This window comes from Serratia sp. MMO-28, from assembly GCF_037199905.1.
In the GTDB taxonomy this organism is placed as follows: domain Bacteria; phylum Pseudomonadota; class Gammaproteobacteria; order Enterobacterales; family Enterobacteriaceae; genus Chania; species Chania oryzae.
The window spans coordinates 74,413-90,520 of sequence record NZ_JBBCVB010000005.1 but is presented as its reverse complement, the minus strand read 5'-3'; the positions used below and the strand labels follow the sequence as shown (position 1 = coordinate 90,520).

The 16,108-nt window shown below is 54.2% G+C and carries 14 protein-coding genes; 9 read left to right on the top strand and 5 right to left on the bottom strand.

The window, feature by feature from the left end:
- Positions 1-178 precede the first annotated feature (178 nt).
- The 3 genes from prc to WG891_RS05930 form a co-directional block, all read right to left on the bottom strand.
- Positions 179-2,230 (bottom strand): carboxy terminal-processing peptidase, encoded by a 2,052-nt coding sequence (gene prc, locus WG891_RS05940; protein WP_337261896.1) that lies wholly within the window; start codon positions 2,228-2,230, stop codon positions 179-181.
- Positions 2,231-2,249: 19 nt separating this feature from the next.
- Positions 2,250-2,960, bottom strand: a complete 711-nt coding sequence (gene proQ / locus WG891_RS05935) for an RNA chaperone ProQ (RefSeq protein ID WP_337261895.1) — start codon at positions 2,958-2,960, stop codon at positions 2,250-2,252.
- Between the two features lie 95 nt (positions 2,961-3,055).
- Positions 3,056-3,553 carry a GAF domain-containing protein gene (locus WG891_RS05930; protein ID WP_076939894.1) on the bottom strand — a complete coding sequence of 166 codons (498 nt, stop codon included), beginning with the start codon at positions 3,551-3,553 and terminating at the stop codon, positions 3,056-3,058.
- 223 nt (positions 3,554-3,776) lie between these two features.
- On the opposite strand from WG891_RS05930, the gene yebS reads away from it, so the two are divergent.
- From yebS to WG891_RS05910, 4 genes are all read left to right on the top strand, one after another.
- Entirely contained in the window at positions 3,777-5,024 is a 1,248-nt protein-coding gene (gene yebS / locus WG891_RS05925) for a membrane integrity lipid transport subunit YebS (RefSeq protein WP_337261998.1), read from the top strand.
- Positions 4,993-7,623 carry a PqiB family protein gene (locus WG891_RS05920; protein WP_337261894.1) on the top strand — a complete coding sequence of 877 codons (2,631 nt, stop codon included), beginning with the start codon at positions 4,993-4,995 and terminating at the stop codon, positions 7,621-7,623. Before yebS ends, WG891_RS05920 begins: the two co-directional genes overlap by 32 nt.
- A 108-nt stretch (positions 7,624-7,731) precedes the next feature.
- Positions 7,732-9,168 (top strand): 16S rRNA (cytosine(1407)-C(5))-methyltransferase RsmF, encoded by a 1,437-nt coding sequence (rsmF, locus tag WG891_RS05915; RefSeq protein ID WP_337261893.1) that lies wholly within the window; start codon positions 7,732-7,734, stop codon positions 9,166-9,168.
- A 130-nt stretch (positions 9,169-9,298) separates the two neighbouring features.
- Positions 9,299-9,547: a DUF1480 family protein gene (locus WG891_RS05910; protein WP_337261892.1), complete on the top strand. Its 249-nt coding sequence runs from the start codon at positions 9,299-9,301 to the stop codon at positions 9,545-9,547.
- A 62-nt stretch (positions 9,548-9,609) separates the two neighbouring features.
- On the opposite strand, the gene WG891_RS05905 is transcribed toward WG891_RS05910, so the two are convergent.
- A complete protein-coding gene (locus WG891_RS05905; RefSeq protein WP_337261891.1) occupies positions 9,610-9,996 on the bottom strand; it encodes an ASCH domain-containing protein in 387 nt (128 codons plus the stop codon).
- A 317-nt stretch (positions 9,997-10,313) separates the two neighbouring features.
- Between WG891_RS05905 and yniD the strand changes: the two genes are divergently transcribed.
- A complete protein-coding gene (gene yniD / locus WG891_RS05900; RefSeq protein ID WP_337261890.1) occupies positions 10,314-10,421 on the top strand; it encodes a small membrane protein YniD in 108 nt (35 codons plus the stop codon).
- On the opposite strand, the gene WG891_RS05895 is transcribed toward yniD, so the two are convergent.
- Complete coding sequence (locus WG891_RS05895; RefSeq protein WP_337261889.1) at positions 10,392-10,562, bottom strand: hypothetical protein; 171 nt, start codon at positions 10,560-10,562, stop codon at positions 10,392-10,394. The genes yniD and WG891_RS05895 overlap by 30 nt on opposite strands.
- Positions 10,563-10,732: 170 nt before the next feature.
- Here WG891_RS05895 and WG891_RS05890 point away from each other — a divergent pair, with 170 nt between their 5' ends.
- The 4 genes from WG891_RS05890 to WG891_RS05875 all read left to right on the top strand — a co-directional run bounded on the left by WG891_RS05890 (position 10,733) and on the right by WG891_RS05875 (position 16,073).
- Complete coding sequence (locus tag WG891_RS05890; protein WP_076939890.1) at positions 10,733-10,942, top strand: hypothetical protein; 210 nt, start codon at positions 10,733-10,735, stop codon at positions 10,940-10,942.
- Positions 10,943-11,491: 549 nt separating this feature from the next.
- Complete coding sequence (gene pckA / locus WG891_RS05885) at positions 11,492-13,108, top strand: phosphoenolpyruvate carboxykinase (ATP) (protein WP_337261888.1); 1,617 nt, start codon at positions 11,492-11,494, stop codon at positions 13,106-13,108.
- Between the two features lie 266 nt (positions 13,109-13,374).
- Positions 13,375-14,634: an MFS transporter gene (locus WG891_RS05880; protein WP_337261887.1), complete on the top strand. Its 1,260-nt coding sequence runs from the start codon at positions 13,375-13,377 to the stop codon at positions 14,632-14,634.
- A complete protein-coding gene (locus WG891_RS05875; protein ID WP_337261886.1) occupies positions 14,631-16,073 on the top strand; it encodes a glycoside hydrolase family 32 protein in 1,443 nt (480 codons plus the stop codon). Before WG891_RS05880 ends, WG891_RS05875 begins: the two co-directional genes overlap by 4 nt.
- Positions 16,074-16,108 lie beyond the last annotated feature (35 nt).

Here is a 16,108-nt window from a genome sequence, read left to right as displayed (position 1 = left end):
AACCTACTAAAAATACGAAACTTTACAAAAACGGTACTTAATAACGCCTCTGTAAATTGTAAACGATTGTTGCGAAAACGTGTTAGGCCTTAAAGCAATTATAGAGGGGAAATCATGTTGAACGCTGTAATAAAAAACGCACCCCGAAAGGTGCGTTTTCCACTCAGAACCCAACAAATTACTTGGCTGGAGCTGCTGCTTGCTGCGAGGGTTGCTGTTTTTCGATATTGGCGAGATCCAAAGCAATCCTGACCGTCTCATCCAGATACGGATCCGGATCTTTGTAATCCTTAGGCACATCGTCCAAGGACTTCAACGGTTTCTTCCCTTCACGCTGCAAACGCTCATTAATGCGTTTCAGGCGCGTCGCATCATCGTCATGGTTCTCTTTCTCGCGCGTGGCCAGATTGAGAGAAATGATGTTTTTCTTAGCCTTCAACGCTTTGTAATGAGCGATATCCTGCGCGATAAACTGGAACTCAGGATCCTTGGCAATACGCTGCTCGTGATCTTTCAGCAGTTGCGGTTCGAACGGCTTCATATCCCCGGTCTTGGTGTAGGTAGCCGCATTGATGCTATCCCACGGCATAGCGTTGTCTTCGAAGCTTTCACCGGTTTCCGCTGGATCGATACCGGTTGGCATCAGAATATCTGGCGTTACGCCTTTACGCTGAGTACTGCCACCATCAACACGGTAGAACTTCTGAATGGTGTACTGCAGGGAACCCAACGCAGGCCATTCAGGGCGCAGCATCTGATCGTAAATACGGTTCAACGAACGGTACTGCTGCACCGTGCCTTTACCAAAGGTAGGCTCACCCACGATCAAGGCACGGCCATAGTCCTGCATCGCCGCCGCGAAGATCTCGGAAGCCGAGGCGCTAAAACGGTCAACCAGCACCACCAGTGGGCCTTTGTAGTACACCACGCCGTCAGTATCCGCATCTTCACGGATTTTGCCGTTGTTATCGCGCACTTGTACTACCGGGCCACTCGGAATAAACAGGCCGGAAAGCGATACGGCTTCCGTCAGTGCTCCACCGCCGTTGGATCGCAGGTCAATGATCAGGCTATCAACGTTCTGCTTAGCCATCTTCTGCAGTTGGACTTTGACGTCATCGGTCAGCCCGACATAGAAACCAGGAATGTCCATTACCGCGACTTTCTGGTTACCCACGGTCTTGATGGTCATTTTCACCGCGCGGTCTTCCAGGCGGATACGCTCACGGGTCAAGGTGACCACTCGGGTTTTGGTGCCCTTACCTGCGGGCAAGATCTCCAGGCGCACTTTACTGCCCTTCGGCCCTTTAATCAGGGAGACGACGTCGTCCAGGCGCCAGCCAATAACGTCCACCATCGGTTTGCCCGTTTGGCCAACGCCGACAATACGGTCGCCTACGGTAATGTTTTTGCTCTTCGCCGCCGGGCCACCCGGCACCATGGAGTTGATCACCGTGTAATCATCATCCATCTGCAGCACCGCACCGATACCTTCCAACGACAGGCTCATTTCGGTATTGAATTGCTCGGTATTGCGTGGAGACAGGTAATTGGTGTGCGGATCGATCTCATGCGCGAAAGCCGTCATGATCAGCGTGAAGACGTCTTCGCTGTTGCTTTGCGTCAGGCGTTTGATCGCGAACTGATAACGCTTGGTCAGCGTATCGCGGATTTCTTGTTCGGTTTTACCGGTCAGCTTCAGGTTAAGTTGGTCATATTTGACCTTGGCATCCCACAGGCGATCCAACTCGGCTTTATCTTTCGGCCACGGCGCTTTGCTGCGGTCGATATCAATCGTGTCATCGCCGGTGAAGTTCATCGGTTTTTCCAGCAGCGACAGCGCATACTGGTAGCGCTCAAAACGGCGCTTCTGCGCCAGATTGAACAAGGCATAAGGGGTGCTCAGCTTGCCAGATTTCAGCTCTTCCCCCAACGTGCTGCGTTTGTCGGCAAACTGCGCCACATCGGAAGCCAGCAAAACGTTATGGCTGTAATCCAGCATATTCAGGAAACGATCGAAGATCTTGCCCGAAAAATCTGCGTCAAGGGCAAACTGACGGTAATGAGAGCGAGTGAAGCGCGAAGTCACGCGCTCACTCACGGTTGCATGTTGCGGCTCCTGCTCAAGCTGCGGCAGTTGATCGATGCGGATGTTGGCTGTATCCGCTCCGAAACTGACCCCAGCCCACAGCAGAGCCACAACTGCGGTTAATCTGACAAATTTGTTCATGCCTTGGTTGGTCTCCGTATCAGAACTGCAAGTGTTCTGCGCGCACAATCATCGCCAGACCGGAAGAAAGTTGCACACGTACGCCATCTTTAGCGATTTCAAGTACGGTGGCATCCATCGCACTCTTCCCTGCTCTGACTTTGATTTCCTGGCCAATTTGCAGTTTAGAGATATCCGTGACAGGCACATGACGCGGCTGGCTTTCCTCTTTTGCTGCACGAGGTTCACGAGCGGGTTGTGGGCGAGTTTGTGGGTGCGGCTTGCGGTTCTCTGGCGCTGCTCCACCTTCACGACGTGCCGCTGGCTTTTTACCGGCAGGACGCGGACGACGAGGTTCGGCGGTAGCAGATTCACCGGCGGCTTCACGTTTTTTGGCGTTTTGCTCAGCACGCTGAGCCTGAACGCGCGCTTTGGCCTCTTCAAGCTGCTGGCGAGCATGATCGACATGCTGCTGCTCCAATTCACCGCACGGGTTACCGTCAAGGTCAACGCGCTGGGCGCCAACTTTAACACCGTACAGGTAACGCCAGCTTGAGGTATACAGGCGCAGGGCGGAACGAAGCTGCGTTTTGCTAAGGTTTTCTTCCCCTTGCACACGCTCTACCAGATCCTGAAAAATACCGATTTTCAGCGGACGTGCTTCGCCTTCGGCGCTAAAGCAGAGCGGGAAACGCTCGGCAAGAAAAGCAATGACTTCTTTACTAGAGTTCAACTTAGGTTGATTTTCCATGAAATTTCCTGATTACAACGGGTTGCCAACAAGCCGCAGGCATGAACAGGCGTCATTATAATGACGCTATCGCTAAATGCCACGTTAACCGTAGATCAACTTGCCGCTACAGTGACGTATTTCGCACAATTGCATTGTGCCAACTGCGCACAAAGCCCCGCCACCACTGCTTTCAGGCCGATTTCGTCCTGTTCATCGAAGCGTTGATAAACTGTGCTGTCGATATCCAGAACACCGATGATCTGGCCACTCACTTCAAGCGGCAGCACAATTTCAGCATTGCTGGCCGCATCGCAGGCAATATGCCCTGGGAACGCATGGACGTCGCCGACACGCTGCACCGCGTTTTCTGCCACCGCCGTACCACAGACCCCTTTGCCCACCGGAATTCGCACGCAGGCGATCTTGCCCTGGAACGGGCCGAGCACCAGTTGTTGACCATCCATCAGGTAAAAACCGACCCAATTCACGTCATCCAGCCGTTCATTAAGTAACGCACTGGCATTCGATAAGGCGGCGATAAAATGAGTTTCCCCTTCCAGCAGCGCACCCAGATCGCGTTTTAATTCCGCGTAGAATTGTTCTTTAGTCATTATTAACCGTTCATACGTTCAGAGAGCCTAAGCTTAGCCCTAATAAAATAAGCATTAAATGCCTATAGCTACAAGGTTAATCATCTGTTGCTTCACAAAACCCTGCTCAACAGAGTATGTTTGCCACGCTGAAATCGTTTGAAACCTGATTTGCTTATATCAGCCAGGTTTATTTTCCAGCGACGCTGAGTCTATCCGCACGCTTCCGAGCCGCCTTTTGATGATGAAGATACATACCATGACTGGCCGCCTGTCCAAAGCTCGCCATCAGCGCTGCGGTGAATGCGACCTGCTGTTCACGCTGCCGCCGTTGAGCAGAAATCAGGCTGCCTACTGCCCACGCTGCAATGCTAAAGCGATCCCTGGCCGCGACTGGTCAATGACCCGTTTGACCGCCATGGCGATCGCCATGCTGCTCCTGATGCCATTCGCGTTTACCGAACCGTTAATCAGCATCCGTTTACTGGGCACGCGTATCGACGCCAGCCTGCTGGAAGGCATCTGGCAGATGAGCAGCCAGGGCGATCCGATCACGGCCAGTATGGTGGCATTCTGCACTCTGGGTGCGCCACTCACCCTCACCCTGTCATTGCTGTATCTACGTTTCGGCCACGCGCTCGGCATGAACCTGCGCCCGGTGCTGCTGATGCTGGAGCGGCTGAAAGAGTGGATCATGCTAGATATTTATCTGATTGGCATGGCGGTCGCGGCCATCAAGGTCAGGGAGTATGCCGACGTTCAGGCTGGCAGCGCGTTAATTGCCTATTTATCGCTGACGCTGCTCAGCATTCTGACGCTGATCCACCTGAACCTGGAACAACTGTGGGATCGCTACTACCCGCAGGAACAGCCAGAAGGCAAGCCAGAGGCGCTGCACGCCTGTTTGTCGTGTCATTTCACCGGCTATCCGGATGAACGCGCTCGTTGCCCACGCTGCCATATTCCCATGTATCGCCGTCAGCCCTATAGCCTGCAGAAAACCTGGGCCGCGCTGATCGCCGCCATTATTTTACTGATACCGGCCAATCTGCTGCCGATCTCGATTGTTTATGCCAACGGCGTGCGTATGGAAGACACTATCTTCTCTGGCGTCGTCTCCCTGGCCACTTCCGGCAACCTGCCCATTGCGGCCATCGTGTTTATTGCCAGCGTACTGGTGCCTTTTACCAAGATCATGGTACTGCTCACCCTATTATTCAGCATTCATTTAAAAACCTCACACAGCCTGAAAACGCGGATCCGCCTGCTGCGGCTGGTAACCTGGGTTGGCCGTTGGTCGATGCTGGATCTGTTTGTTATTGCGTTAATGATGTCACTGGTTAATCGTGACCAACTGTTATCTTTCACCATGGGGCCGGCAGCCTTTTACTTTGGCTCGGCGGTCATTTTAACTATCCTTGCCGTACAGTGGCTGGACAGCCGATTGATTTGGGATGCACATGCAACAGGAAACGCCGAATACGCCGACTGAGGCGCGGGTCAAAAACAAGCGCCGTATTTCGCCATTCTGGTTAATGCCGTTTATCGCCCTGCTGATTGCCGGTTGGCTGGTGTACAACAATTTCCAGGAGCGCGGTAATTCCATCACCATTGATTTCCAATCAGCGGCTGGCATCGTGGCGGGCCGGACGCCCGTGCGTTATCAGGGGGTCGATGTGGGCACCGTGCAAAGCATTTCGCTGAGCCAGGATCTGCGCAGCATCGTGGTAGAGGCCAGCATCAAGAGCGATCTCGAAGACTACCTGCGCGAAGGCACACAATTCTGGCTGGTGACGCCCAAAGCCTCGTTGGCCGGGGTTTCCGGCCTGGATGCGCTGGTTGGCGGCAACTACATCGGCATGATGCCGGGCCGTGGCAAGCCGCAAACCCACTTCACCGCGCTGGATACTCAACCGAAATACCGCCTGAATACCGGCGAACTGATGATCCACCTGCGGGCGGACGATCTCGGCTCACTGAACACGGGCTCACTGGTCTATTACCGAAAAATTCCGGTGGGCAAAGTCTATGACTACACCATTTCTGAAGGTAACCAGGGCGTGATCATCGATGTCCTGATCGATCGCCGCTTTGCCAAGCTGGTCAAAGACAACAGCCGTTTCTGGAATGTTTCCGGTTTTAAAGGCGATGTCAGCCTGGCTGGGGCTTCGCTGCAAATGGAAAGCCTGGCCGCGCTGGTCAACGGGGCGATTGCTTTTGACTCACCGCCTGACGGCGCTCAGGCCAAGGCCGACCACAGTTACGCCTTATACCCGGATCTGGCCCGCAGCCAGCGCAGTGTGAATATCACACTGGAGCTGCCAAGTGGCAGTAATCTGAGCGAAGGCCGCACGCCGCTGATGTATCAGGGGCTGCAGGTCGGCACCCTCACTCGCCTGGCGCTACAGCAGAACAGCACAGTCACCGGCGAGCTGACCCTCGATCCTTCGGTGGTAGATTTGATGCGCAGCGGCACCCGAATTGAAATGCGCAGCCCGAAAATCAGCCTGAACGACGCTCGCTTAAGCCAGTTACTGACCGGTACCACGCTGGAACTGGTGCCGGGCGAAGGCGAGCCGCAGCAGCATTTCACCGTGCTCGACAGCAATAAAACCCTGCTGCAACAGCCGGGTGTGCTGACGGTGACGCTGAATGCCCCGCAGAGTTACGGTATTGACGCAGGGCAACCGTTGATCGTGCACGGCATCAAAATTGGCCAAATCCTCACCCGCGCGCTGACTGATAACGGCGTAACCTTTACCGCCGCGATTGATGCGCAGTATCGCCATCTGGTGCACCACGACAGCAAGTTTGTGGTGAATAGCCGCGTAGAGGTGAAAGTCGGGCTGGATGGCGTACAGCTGCTAGGCGCCAGCGCACAGGAGTGGCTCGACGGTGGCGTGCAGCTCATCCCCGGCAGCAAAGGGGAACCTGCAGTGCAATATCCGCTGTTCGGCAATGCTGAAAAAGCCGCAGCCGGGATCGTCGGCAACACCCCAACAGCGACCCTGACACTGACCGCAGCCAGCCTGCCGGACGTACAGACCGGTTCTGTCGTGCTGTACCGTAAATTCCAGGTAGGTGAAATCGTTAACGTACGGCCAAAGGCCAACGAATTTGAAGTCGACGTTTATATCAGCCCGGAATACCGCAACTTGCTGACCAACGAGAGTATTTTCTGGGCCGAAGGCGGAGCCAAAGTACAGTTGAACGGCAGTGGCCTGACCGTGCAGGCCTCGCCGCTGAATCGCGCCCTGAAAGGGGCCATCAGTTTCGACAACCTGCAGGGCGTCACGCTGGATAAAGGCGCCAAACGCGTGCTCTACGCCTCCGAAACCAGCGCGCGCGCCGTCGGCAGCCAGATTACCTTGCGCACTTACGACGCCAGCAAGCTATCGCCCGGCATGCCGCTGCGTTACCTCGGTATCGATATCGGCCAGGTGGAATCACTCAAGCTGGCGCCTGAACGCAATGAAGTGCTGGCAAAAGCGGTGCTGTATCCTGAATATGTGCAAACCTTCGCCCGCCTTGGCAGCCGCTTTGCCATCGTTTCACCGGAGATCTCCGCCGCCGGGGTGAATAACCTCGACACCCTGCTGCAGCCCTACATCAACGTTGAGCCAGGCAATGGCCGCACATTGCGTACTTTCGAACTGCAGGAGGCCAGCATTACGGACTCCCGCTATCTGGATGGCTTAAGCGTGATCTTGGATGCGGCGGAAACCGGTTCGCTGCAAATCGGCACGCCGGTGCTGTTCCGCGGGATCGAAGTAGGCACGGTCACCGGATTCTATCTGGGTGCGATGTCTGACCGAGTGCATGTTTCACTGCGTATCAGTAAAAAATTCCAGCATCTGGTGCGTAGCAACAGCGTATTCTGGCTTGCTTCCGGTTATAACCTGCAATTTGGCCTGACCGGTGGCGTGATCAAAAGCGGCACCTTCCAGCAGTTTATCCGCGGCGGGATTGCCTTCGCCACGCCGCCAAGCATCCCGCTGGCCCCACAGGCAACGCCGAACAAACACTTCCTGCTCGACGCAGAAGAGCCCAAAGGCTGGCGTACTTGGGGAACGGCAATCCCCAGAGATTAATCCCTCACTTCTCCGCTGGGCTCGAGATATTGAGCCCAGCGGATAGCCTCAGCGCGAGAGTTTATGCTAAACTAGCCCCTTCGATTTTTTTCGCCCTGAGAGTTCCCTGTGGCTAAACCTGCCCCTGCTTTTTTGCCTCCTGCTTTTCTCGACGCCACCCGCGCCATCATGCCAGACCACCTATCCATGGACGATTTCATCGCCGCTTGCCAGCGCCCACTGCGCCGCAGCCTGCGGGTGAATACGCTGAAGATCGGCGTCGCCGACTTTCTGGCGCAAGTAAAAGACTATGACTGGCGGTTGGAACCCATTCCCTGGTGCGCCGAAGGTTTCTGGATCGAGCGTGATGATGAAGCGTTGCGGCTAGGCAGTGCCGCAGAACACCTCAGCGGGCTGTTTTACATTCAGGAAGCCAGCTCCATGCTGCCGGTGAGCGCGCTGTTCGCCCACCAGGATACACCGCACCGGGTATTGGATGTCGCCGCCGCTCCGGGCTCCAAAACCACGCAGATCGCCGCACTGATGGAAAACCGTGGCGGCATCGTGGCCAATGAATACTCCGCCAGCCGGGTCAAGGTGCTGCATGCCAACATCAGCCGCTGCGGCGTCAAAAACGTCGCCTTGACCCATTTTGATGGCCGGGTATTTGGCGCAGCGCTGCCAGAAAGCTTCGATGCCATTTTGCTGGATGCCCCCTGTTCGGGCGAGGGGGTAGTGCGTAAAGATCCTGATGCCATGAGCAATTGGTCGGCAGAAAGCGTCGCCAGCATCGCCGCCACCCAACGAGAACTGATCGACAGCGCATTTCACGCCCTGACACCGGGTGGGGTTATGGTTTATTCCACCTGCACGCTTAACGCCCAGGAAAATCAGCAGGTCATCAACGCTCTGCTGGCCACCTATGGTGATGCCGTGAGCATCGAACCGCTGGGTGAGTTGTTCCCTGGTGCAGAACAGGCGTTAACCGCCGAAGGATTCCTGCACGTTTTCCCGCAGATTTACGACAGCGAAGGGTTTTTCGTCGCTCGTCTACGCAAGAATCATGCGGTCCCCCGCTTAGCCAAACCCAGCTATCAGGTCGGCAAATTTCCCTTTACTCCGCTTTCCGCTAAAGAGACGGCACAGATCGCTCAGGCTGCCGCGGCGTCTGGGCTGATGTGGGATGAAACCGGCAAGCTCTGGGCTCGTGACAAAGAGATCTGGTTATTCCCGGCAGAACTGGAAGCGTTGATTGGCAAAGTGCGGTTTTCACGCATTGGCCTTAAGCTGGCGGAACGTTTCCCAAAAGGGTTCCGCTGGCAGCATGAGGCAGTGATTGCCTTGGCCGCTGGCGACAGCAAACACACCTTTGAACTGGATGCTGAGCTGGCGCAGGAGTGGTTCCATGGCCGCGATCTGTATCCGCAACAGCCGCCGCAACGCGACGAATGTATCGTCACCTATCAGCAACAGCCGCTGGGCATTGCCAAACGGATCGGCAGCCGGATTAAGAATAATTTGCCACGGGAACTGGTTCGCGATGGCACCTTGGATTTCCATCAATGAAAGGGGCTGAACAACGGTAGCTTGCCCGCTCCCGCCTTTTCTGTGGCATTTTTTGTTGCGTTAGCTATGCTCATACAGGCGACCCTTAACTGGTCACACCTCCTACCATCTGCTTAAGCAAGGAGTTCCAATGGGCAAAACCGTTGTAAAAATAGGCAGCTTTGAGGTCGATGACGCACATTTAACGTCCGCGTCTGAACATGCCGAAGGGAAAACCCCACTCACGATCCCCTGCAAATCCGATCCCGATTTGTGTATGCAACTGGACGGATGGGATGAGCATACCAGCATCCCCGCCATGCTGGATGGCAAACAGTCGCTGCTGTACAAGCAGCATTACGATCGGCAGGCGGATGCCTGGGTGATGCGGCTGGAATAAGCGGATACAAAAAACGCGCTGTGCACCCGCTGTGGGCACAGCGCGCGGCTATGCAATATCGCTTAAAACTTTTCGATCACCTTAAAATGCATCAATACCAGCATCATGTCCGGTGAAAACAGATCGTACTCTTCAAAAAAGCGCTGGTGTTCTTTACGCCAATAGGCCAGCGAACGATCGCCCTCACCTTCGGCCATGGCATGAGCCTCATCCACCTGATCATAAGTGCTCATACTCACGCGGGTCAGTTCTATGGCGCAAACCGGCTCGTTCTTACCGTCAACCACGACAAAAACGTCACCAGGCTGTGGGATCCCCTCACCGTCCAGATTGGAACAGGTCGCCGTTTTTACGCCGTCCAGCACCAGTTTGGCCAACTCATCCGCCTGCTGCTCAGTATCACCAAACGCCCAACGCTCTAGATCTTCATATTTTGCCGCAAATGCCATCGCTTTACCTTTCTCAATAAAACCCGTGATATACGCAGGATAGCACACCTGCACCTGACGTATTACCCCTCGCGGCCAAGAGAGAGTCTGACATTTTTTATGCAATTTTAGGGTAAATCCCTGTGCGTAGCCCGCTACAGCAGGCATACTGTGCTGCAGATATCTTCACTCGCCGCTGGACCAACCTAATGAACAACTCAGAGAAAGACCCTGATGACACCTTCAGTGATTTACTGAAATTCGTTTCCTTTGCCGCTATTGCGGTTTTCGGCCTAGGTATCGGATATCTCTGCGCCTGAATGGATAAGGAGGCAAAATTGCCAAGCAAGCGTATGCGCACCAAACATTGGAAAATGTTTGTGATCTTGTTGTTGATCTGCCTGGCATTAATGCTATTACGTTGGGCGGCGATTGCCTTCAGTTAGTTTGGCCGTGGGTTCCAGCAGTTCCCGCAAATAGGCGATGCGCGCCTCGCCTTGGGGTAACCACAACCGGCACCAGCGATTCTGCACTTCTTCCCGCCGGCTGAGGCGATAGTATTCTTCCAGTTGTTCGACCAGTTTCATTGCGTCATCCTCCCGTTGTTTGACACCAGCAGTATTGAATAGCAAAACCAGAAGAAATACTGACGGATTGCTTTTTATCCTTCCGGTTTTATTTTTGTTCAACACCGCAAGTAGCGAACCTGACAGGCAGCTGCTACATTGACCAAAAGTCCCCCAACCCTAGGTTAGCAATGAAGTTCTCGGAGCAGGAGATAAAGCCCGTCTGGGATGAAGTTGCGCGGTTGATTGGCGACAGCGTGATGCAGTTGCGCCATCGCGGCGAGGTTTTATCGGTAGAAACACTGGCCAGACATCTGGCACAGCAGCTGGCAGCAAGCCACGACATTGAACGCCGCATTCTGATCGGTGCCGCTATCAACATGCTGAAAGATGGCAAGTGAATCGCCAGCACGATGACTGGCGATTCTAAGAAAGCCCGAGGTATGCAAGCCCGGTCTTTCTCAAGGTATGTTCTCACACAAAATAAGCCTGTTTTAATAGGAATTATCGGGAAATAGCCGATTGGTATGACTAATGACCTGCAACCAGGTTCTGCCTTGACAATAGATTTCTCTCGTTAATCGACTTTATTATTTCCTTGCTGAAAAAAGAGCATCCGCGAATAATGAATTAAAACCCTGTTTAAATTTTAAATATAATAAAACGCCGTTTTATTTAAAATAATTAATAAAAACAAAACATTATGCATCCCCCCTCTCACCATGCAAATTCAATATCTCTTGCTGTTCTTATATTGCGTTTCATTAACTGTTACCGGCCCTGGGATATTAAAATCATCAGTCGAACAGCTAATGTTATGCTATAGTAGCGACTTGGTTAATAAATAGAGCCGGAACGGTAAAAGCTGAATCCGGTCAGCCGTAGCCGAGCCCCATTTTATACGCGACACCGTACAAAATGGGCAGAACATAGCCAATAAGGAAGTAGATATGTCTTCAACTGTTACCCCACAAACTCTCACTCGTTACGGTATTCATCACGCTAGCGAGATCGTTTACAACCCTAGCTACCAACAACTGTTTACCGAAGAAACCCGCACCGACTTGCCCGCATTGGAACGGGGCACGCTGACCCAGTTAGGTGCAGTCAACGTCGATACCGGTGAATTCACCGGCCGTTCACCGAAAGACAAGTACATTGTGCGTGATGACACCACGCGCGATACCGTCTGGTGGGCTGACAGCGGCACAGGTAAAAACGATAACCAACCGCTTTCGCCTGAGGTCTGGCAGCATCTGAAAACCCTGGTGGGCAATCAGCTTTCTAATAAACGCCTGTTTGTTGTGGATGCGTTTTGCGGTGCCAATGCCGATACCCGGCTGAAAGTGCGTTTTATCACCGAAGTGGCCTGGCAGGCGCATTTCGTCAAGAACATGTTTATCCGCCCTTCGGAGCAGGAACTGCAGGATTTTGAGCCCGATTTTGTGGTGATGAACGGTGCCAAATGCACCAACCCCGACTGGCAACAGCAGGGCATGCATTCAGAGAACTTTGTCGCTTTCAACCTGACCGAACGTATGCAGTTGATTGGCGGGACCTGGTACGGCGGTGAAATGAAAAAGGGGCTGTTCTCGATCATGAACTACCTGCTGCCGCTGAAAGGCATCGCCTCAATGCACTGTTCGGCCAACGTCGGGGAGAAAGGCGATGTGGCTATTTTCTTCGGCCTGTCTGGCACCGGTAAAACCACGCTTTCCACCGATCCGAAACGCCAGTTGATTGGCGACGACGAACACGGCTGGGATGATGATGGGGTGTTCAACTTCGAAGGGGGTTGCTACGCCAAAACCATCAAGCTTTCCGCCCAGGCCGAGCCAGAGATTTATCAGGCGATCCGCCGTGACGCTTTGTTGGAAAACGTTCAGGTGCTGGCCGACGGCAGCATCGATTTTGACGATGCCAGCAAGACCGAGAATACGCGCGTTTCCTACCCGATTTACCATATCGAAAACATCGTTAAGCCGGTTTCTAAAGCCGGGCATGCCAAGAAAATCATTTTCCTGACGGCGGATGCCTTTGGCGTATTACCACCGGTTTCACGCCTGACGGCGGAACAGACCCAATACCACTTCCTCTCCGGTTTCACCGCCAAACTGGCCGGTACCGAACGCGGTATTACCACGCCTACCCCCACCTTCTCGGCCTGTTTCGGTGCCGCATTCCTGGCGCTGCACCCAACGCAGTACGCTTCGGTGCTGGTAAAACGCATGGCAGCCGCCGGAGCACAGGCATATCTGGTGAATACCGGCTGGAACGGTAGCGGCAAGCGCATTTCGATCAAGGATACCCGCGGCATTATTGATGCCATCCTGAGTGGCGAGATCGAACAGGCAGAAACCTTTACGCTGCCGATCTTTGATCTGGCAGTACCGCTGGCCCTGCCGGGCGTGGATCCATCGATCCTCGACCCACGTAAAACCTATGCTGATGAAGCGCTGTGGCAAGAGAAAGCGCAGGATCTGGCACAGCGCTTTATCGATAACTTCAGCAAGTATACCGTGACTGAAGCGGGCAAAAAGCTGGTGAGTGCCGGGCCAAAACTGTAACCCCATCCGCAAGGGTGTTTAATCGAAGGTTCCGCGCGGGCTGAACCTTTTTATCGCAATAAATTTGCCTGATCGATACTCCCCGGGATATCCCTCCTTAACAACCGCGGCGGCTTTATGCAGTGCTCGCCAGTGACTTTAATCACAAAACATAAATGTTAACGTTAACTTTTGTGATTAACATCGCAATCAGACAGGTTTTCGGGTTTATCTTGTTAAAAGTTAACGTTAACAATAAGACTAACCTCATCCATCAGGGCTTTCACATGAACCGCGAAACCAAGAAGGATTATCTGCTCCTCAGTGGCCTGCTGTTCTTTTTCTTCTTCACCTGGTCCTCCAGTTTTTCGCTGATCTCCATTTGGCTGAACCAGAAGATCGGCTTGAAAGGCGCTGAAACTGGCCTGATCTTCTCGGCCATTTCGCTGATCGCCCTCTGCGCCCAGCCGCTATACGGTTTTATTCAGGACAAACTCGGGCTACGTAAACACCTGCTGCAATTTCTCGGCATGATGCTGCTGCTCACCGGGCCGTTCTTTATCTACGTTTACGCCCCGCTGCTAAAAACCAATCTGTTACTTGGCGCTTTAACCGGTGGGCTGTTTATCGGGGCGACCTTTTTCGCCGGTATTGGCGCGCTGGAGTCTTACACCGAACGCGTCAGCCGCATTATCGGCTTTGAATTTGGCCGTGCACGCATGTGGGGCTCGCTCGGTTGGGCCTCTGCCACCTTCTTTGCCGGTTTTATCTTTAATATCAACCCGAATATCAACTTTTGGCTGGCCTCCGCCTCTGCCGTGATTTTTTTGCTGTTGCTGAGCCAGATTCGTGAGTTGAAACCCAATGCCATGGCGGGTCTGGAATTCGATAAACCGGAGAACTTGCAGTTGCAAGATGCGCTAGCCTTGCTGCGCTTGCCTAACTTCTGGGCACTGGTGGTATTTGTGCTCGGTATCAGCGTTTACAACGTGTTTGACCAACAGTTTTCGGTCTACTTTGCTGCGCAATTTGCAACCCAGCAGCAGGGTAATGAGATGTACGGCTTCCTCAATTCCTTGCAGGTGTTTCTGGAGGCTGGAGGGATGTTTCTGGCTCCCTTGCTGGTCAACCGCATCGGGGCTAAACAAGGCTTATTGCTGGCTGGCAGCATCATGGCTTTGCGCATGCTCGGCTCCGGTCTGGCGAGCGGCGCGCTGATGATTTCCGCCATGAAACTGCTGCATGCGGTTGAATTGCCGATCCTGTTGATTGCCATTTTCAAATATATCGCTACCCGTTTCGACAGCCGTCTGTCCTCCACCTTGTATCTGGTGGGCTTCCAGTTTGTTACCCAGGCCATGGCCAGCCTCCTGTCACCCTTGGCGGGTTACGGCTATGACCATATCGGCTTTGCCTCAACCTACCTGCTGATGGGCGGTGCCGTCGCCAGCACCACCCTTCTGTCCTGCTTCCTGCTGCGCGGTGAGCAGGTAAACCAAACGCCCCCGTTTCAACCGACAATGACATCAAGCGAGTCGATGCAATGAGAAAAACTTTAGCTCAAGCCGAGCAAATGATTGAGGCTTTGCGCGCACAGCGCCAGGACGCGTATTACCCCCGTTTTCATCTGGCCGCACAGGCCGGTTGGATCAACGATCCTAACGGGCTGATCTGTATTAACGGCGTCTATCATGCGTTCTATCAGCATCACCCCTACGATGAAAACTGGGGCCCGATGCATTGGGCACATGCCACCAGCAACGATCTGGTGCATTGGCAACATCAGCCTATCGCGCTGGCTCCAGGCGAGGATTACGATCGGGACGGCTGTTTCTCCGGCTGCGCGGTGGATGATGAGGGTGTACTGACGCTGATTTATACCGGTCATGTCTGGCTCGGTAAGATCGGCGATGACGACCAGGTGCGTGAAGTGCAGTGCCTGGCCACCAGCCATGACGGTGTGAACTTTGTTAAACAAGGGCCAGTCTTGGCAGCACCGCCAGGTATTCAACACTTTCGCGATCCCAAAGTGTGGCGCGAAGCGGGCAGTTGGTGGATGGTGATCGGTGCCAAAGAGAACCAGTTCGGCCAGGTTCGGCTCTATCGCTCTTCTGACCTGCGCGACTGGCAGTTCGAGCGCATTATCGCTCAGGCGCAAGATGCAGCACAGGGCTACATGTGGGAATGCCCAGACTTCTTCCCGTTGGCTGAACAGCAGGTGTTATTGTTCTCGCCGCAGGGGCTGGCGGCACAGGGTTACCGCAACCGCAACCGTTTCCAGAGCGGCTACCTGCTGGGCCACTGGCAGCCGGGGCAGGATTTTACCGTCACACAGCCTTTCTGCGAATTGGATGCCGGGCATGATTTCTACGCACCGCAAACGTTCACCGCCGCCGATGGCCGCCGCCTCCTGTTTGCCTGGATGGATATGTGGGAATCCGCCATGCCAAGTAAGGCGCACGGTTGGGCGGGGGCTTTGACCTTGCCAAGAGAGCTGTCGCTGAGTGCTCAGGGCAAAGTATTGATGAACCCGGCCCGCGAACTGAGCGCATTACGCGGTGAACAGCGGCAATGGGGGGCGGTAAATTGCCATAATCAGCAACAGATTTTAGGCAGTAACCTGCATGAACTGCTGATGACCGTCAATCTGGCGGCGAGTGAAGCGGAGCGCTGTGGCATGGCCGTAGGCAAAGCAGCGCGTCTGTATGTTGATCATCAGGCCCGTCGCCTGGTTCTGGAGCGCTTCAGCCCTGAGCCGGGCTTGTGCGGTTGCCGCAGCATTCCCCTGCCAGAGGGCGATACGCTGCGATTGCGGATTTTTGTTGATCGTTCTTCGATAGAGGTGTTCGTCAATCAAGGGGAAGCCTGCCTGACCAGCCGGATTTACCCTGCGGATGGCGATCGCCATCTCAGCCTGTTCGCTGAAGCGGGCAGTGCGCAATTTACTGATGTTCAGGCGTGGGAATTAGCCAGCATCTGGCAGTAAATGACTCGGGCTCCAGCCTTGAGTGGCAGGAGCCC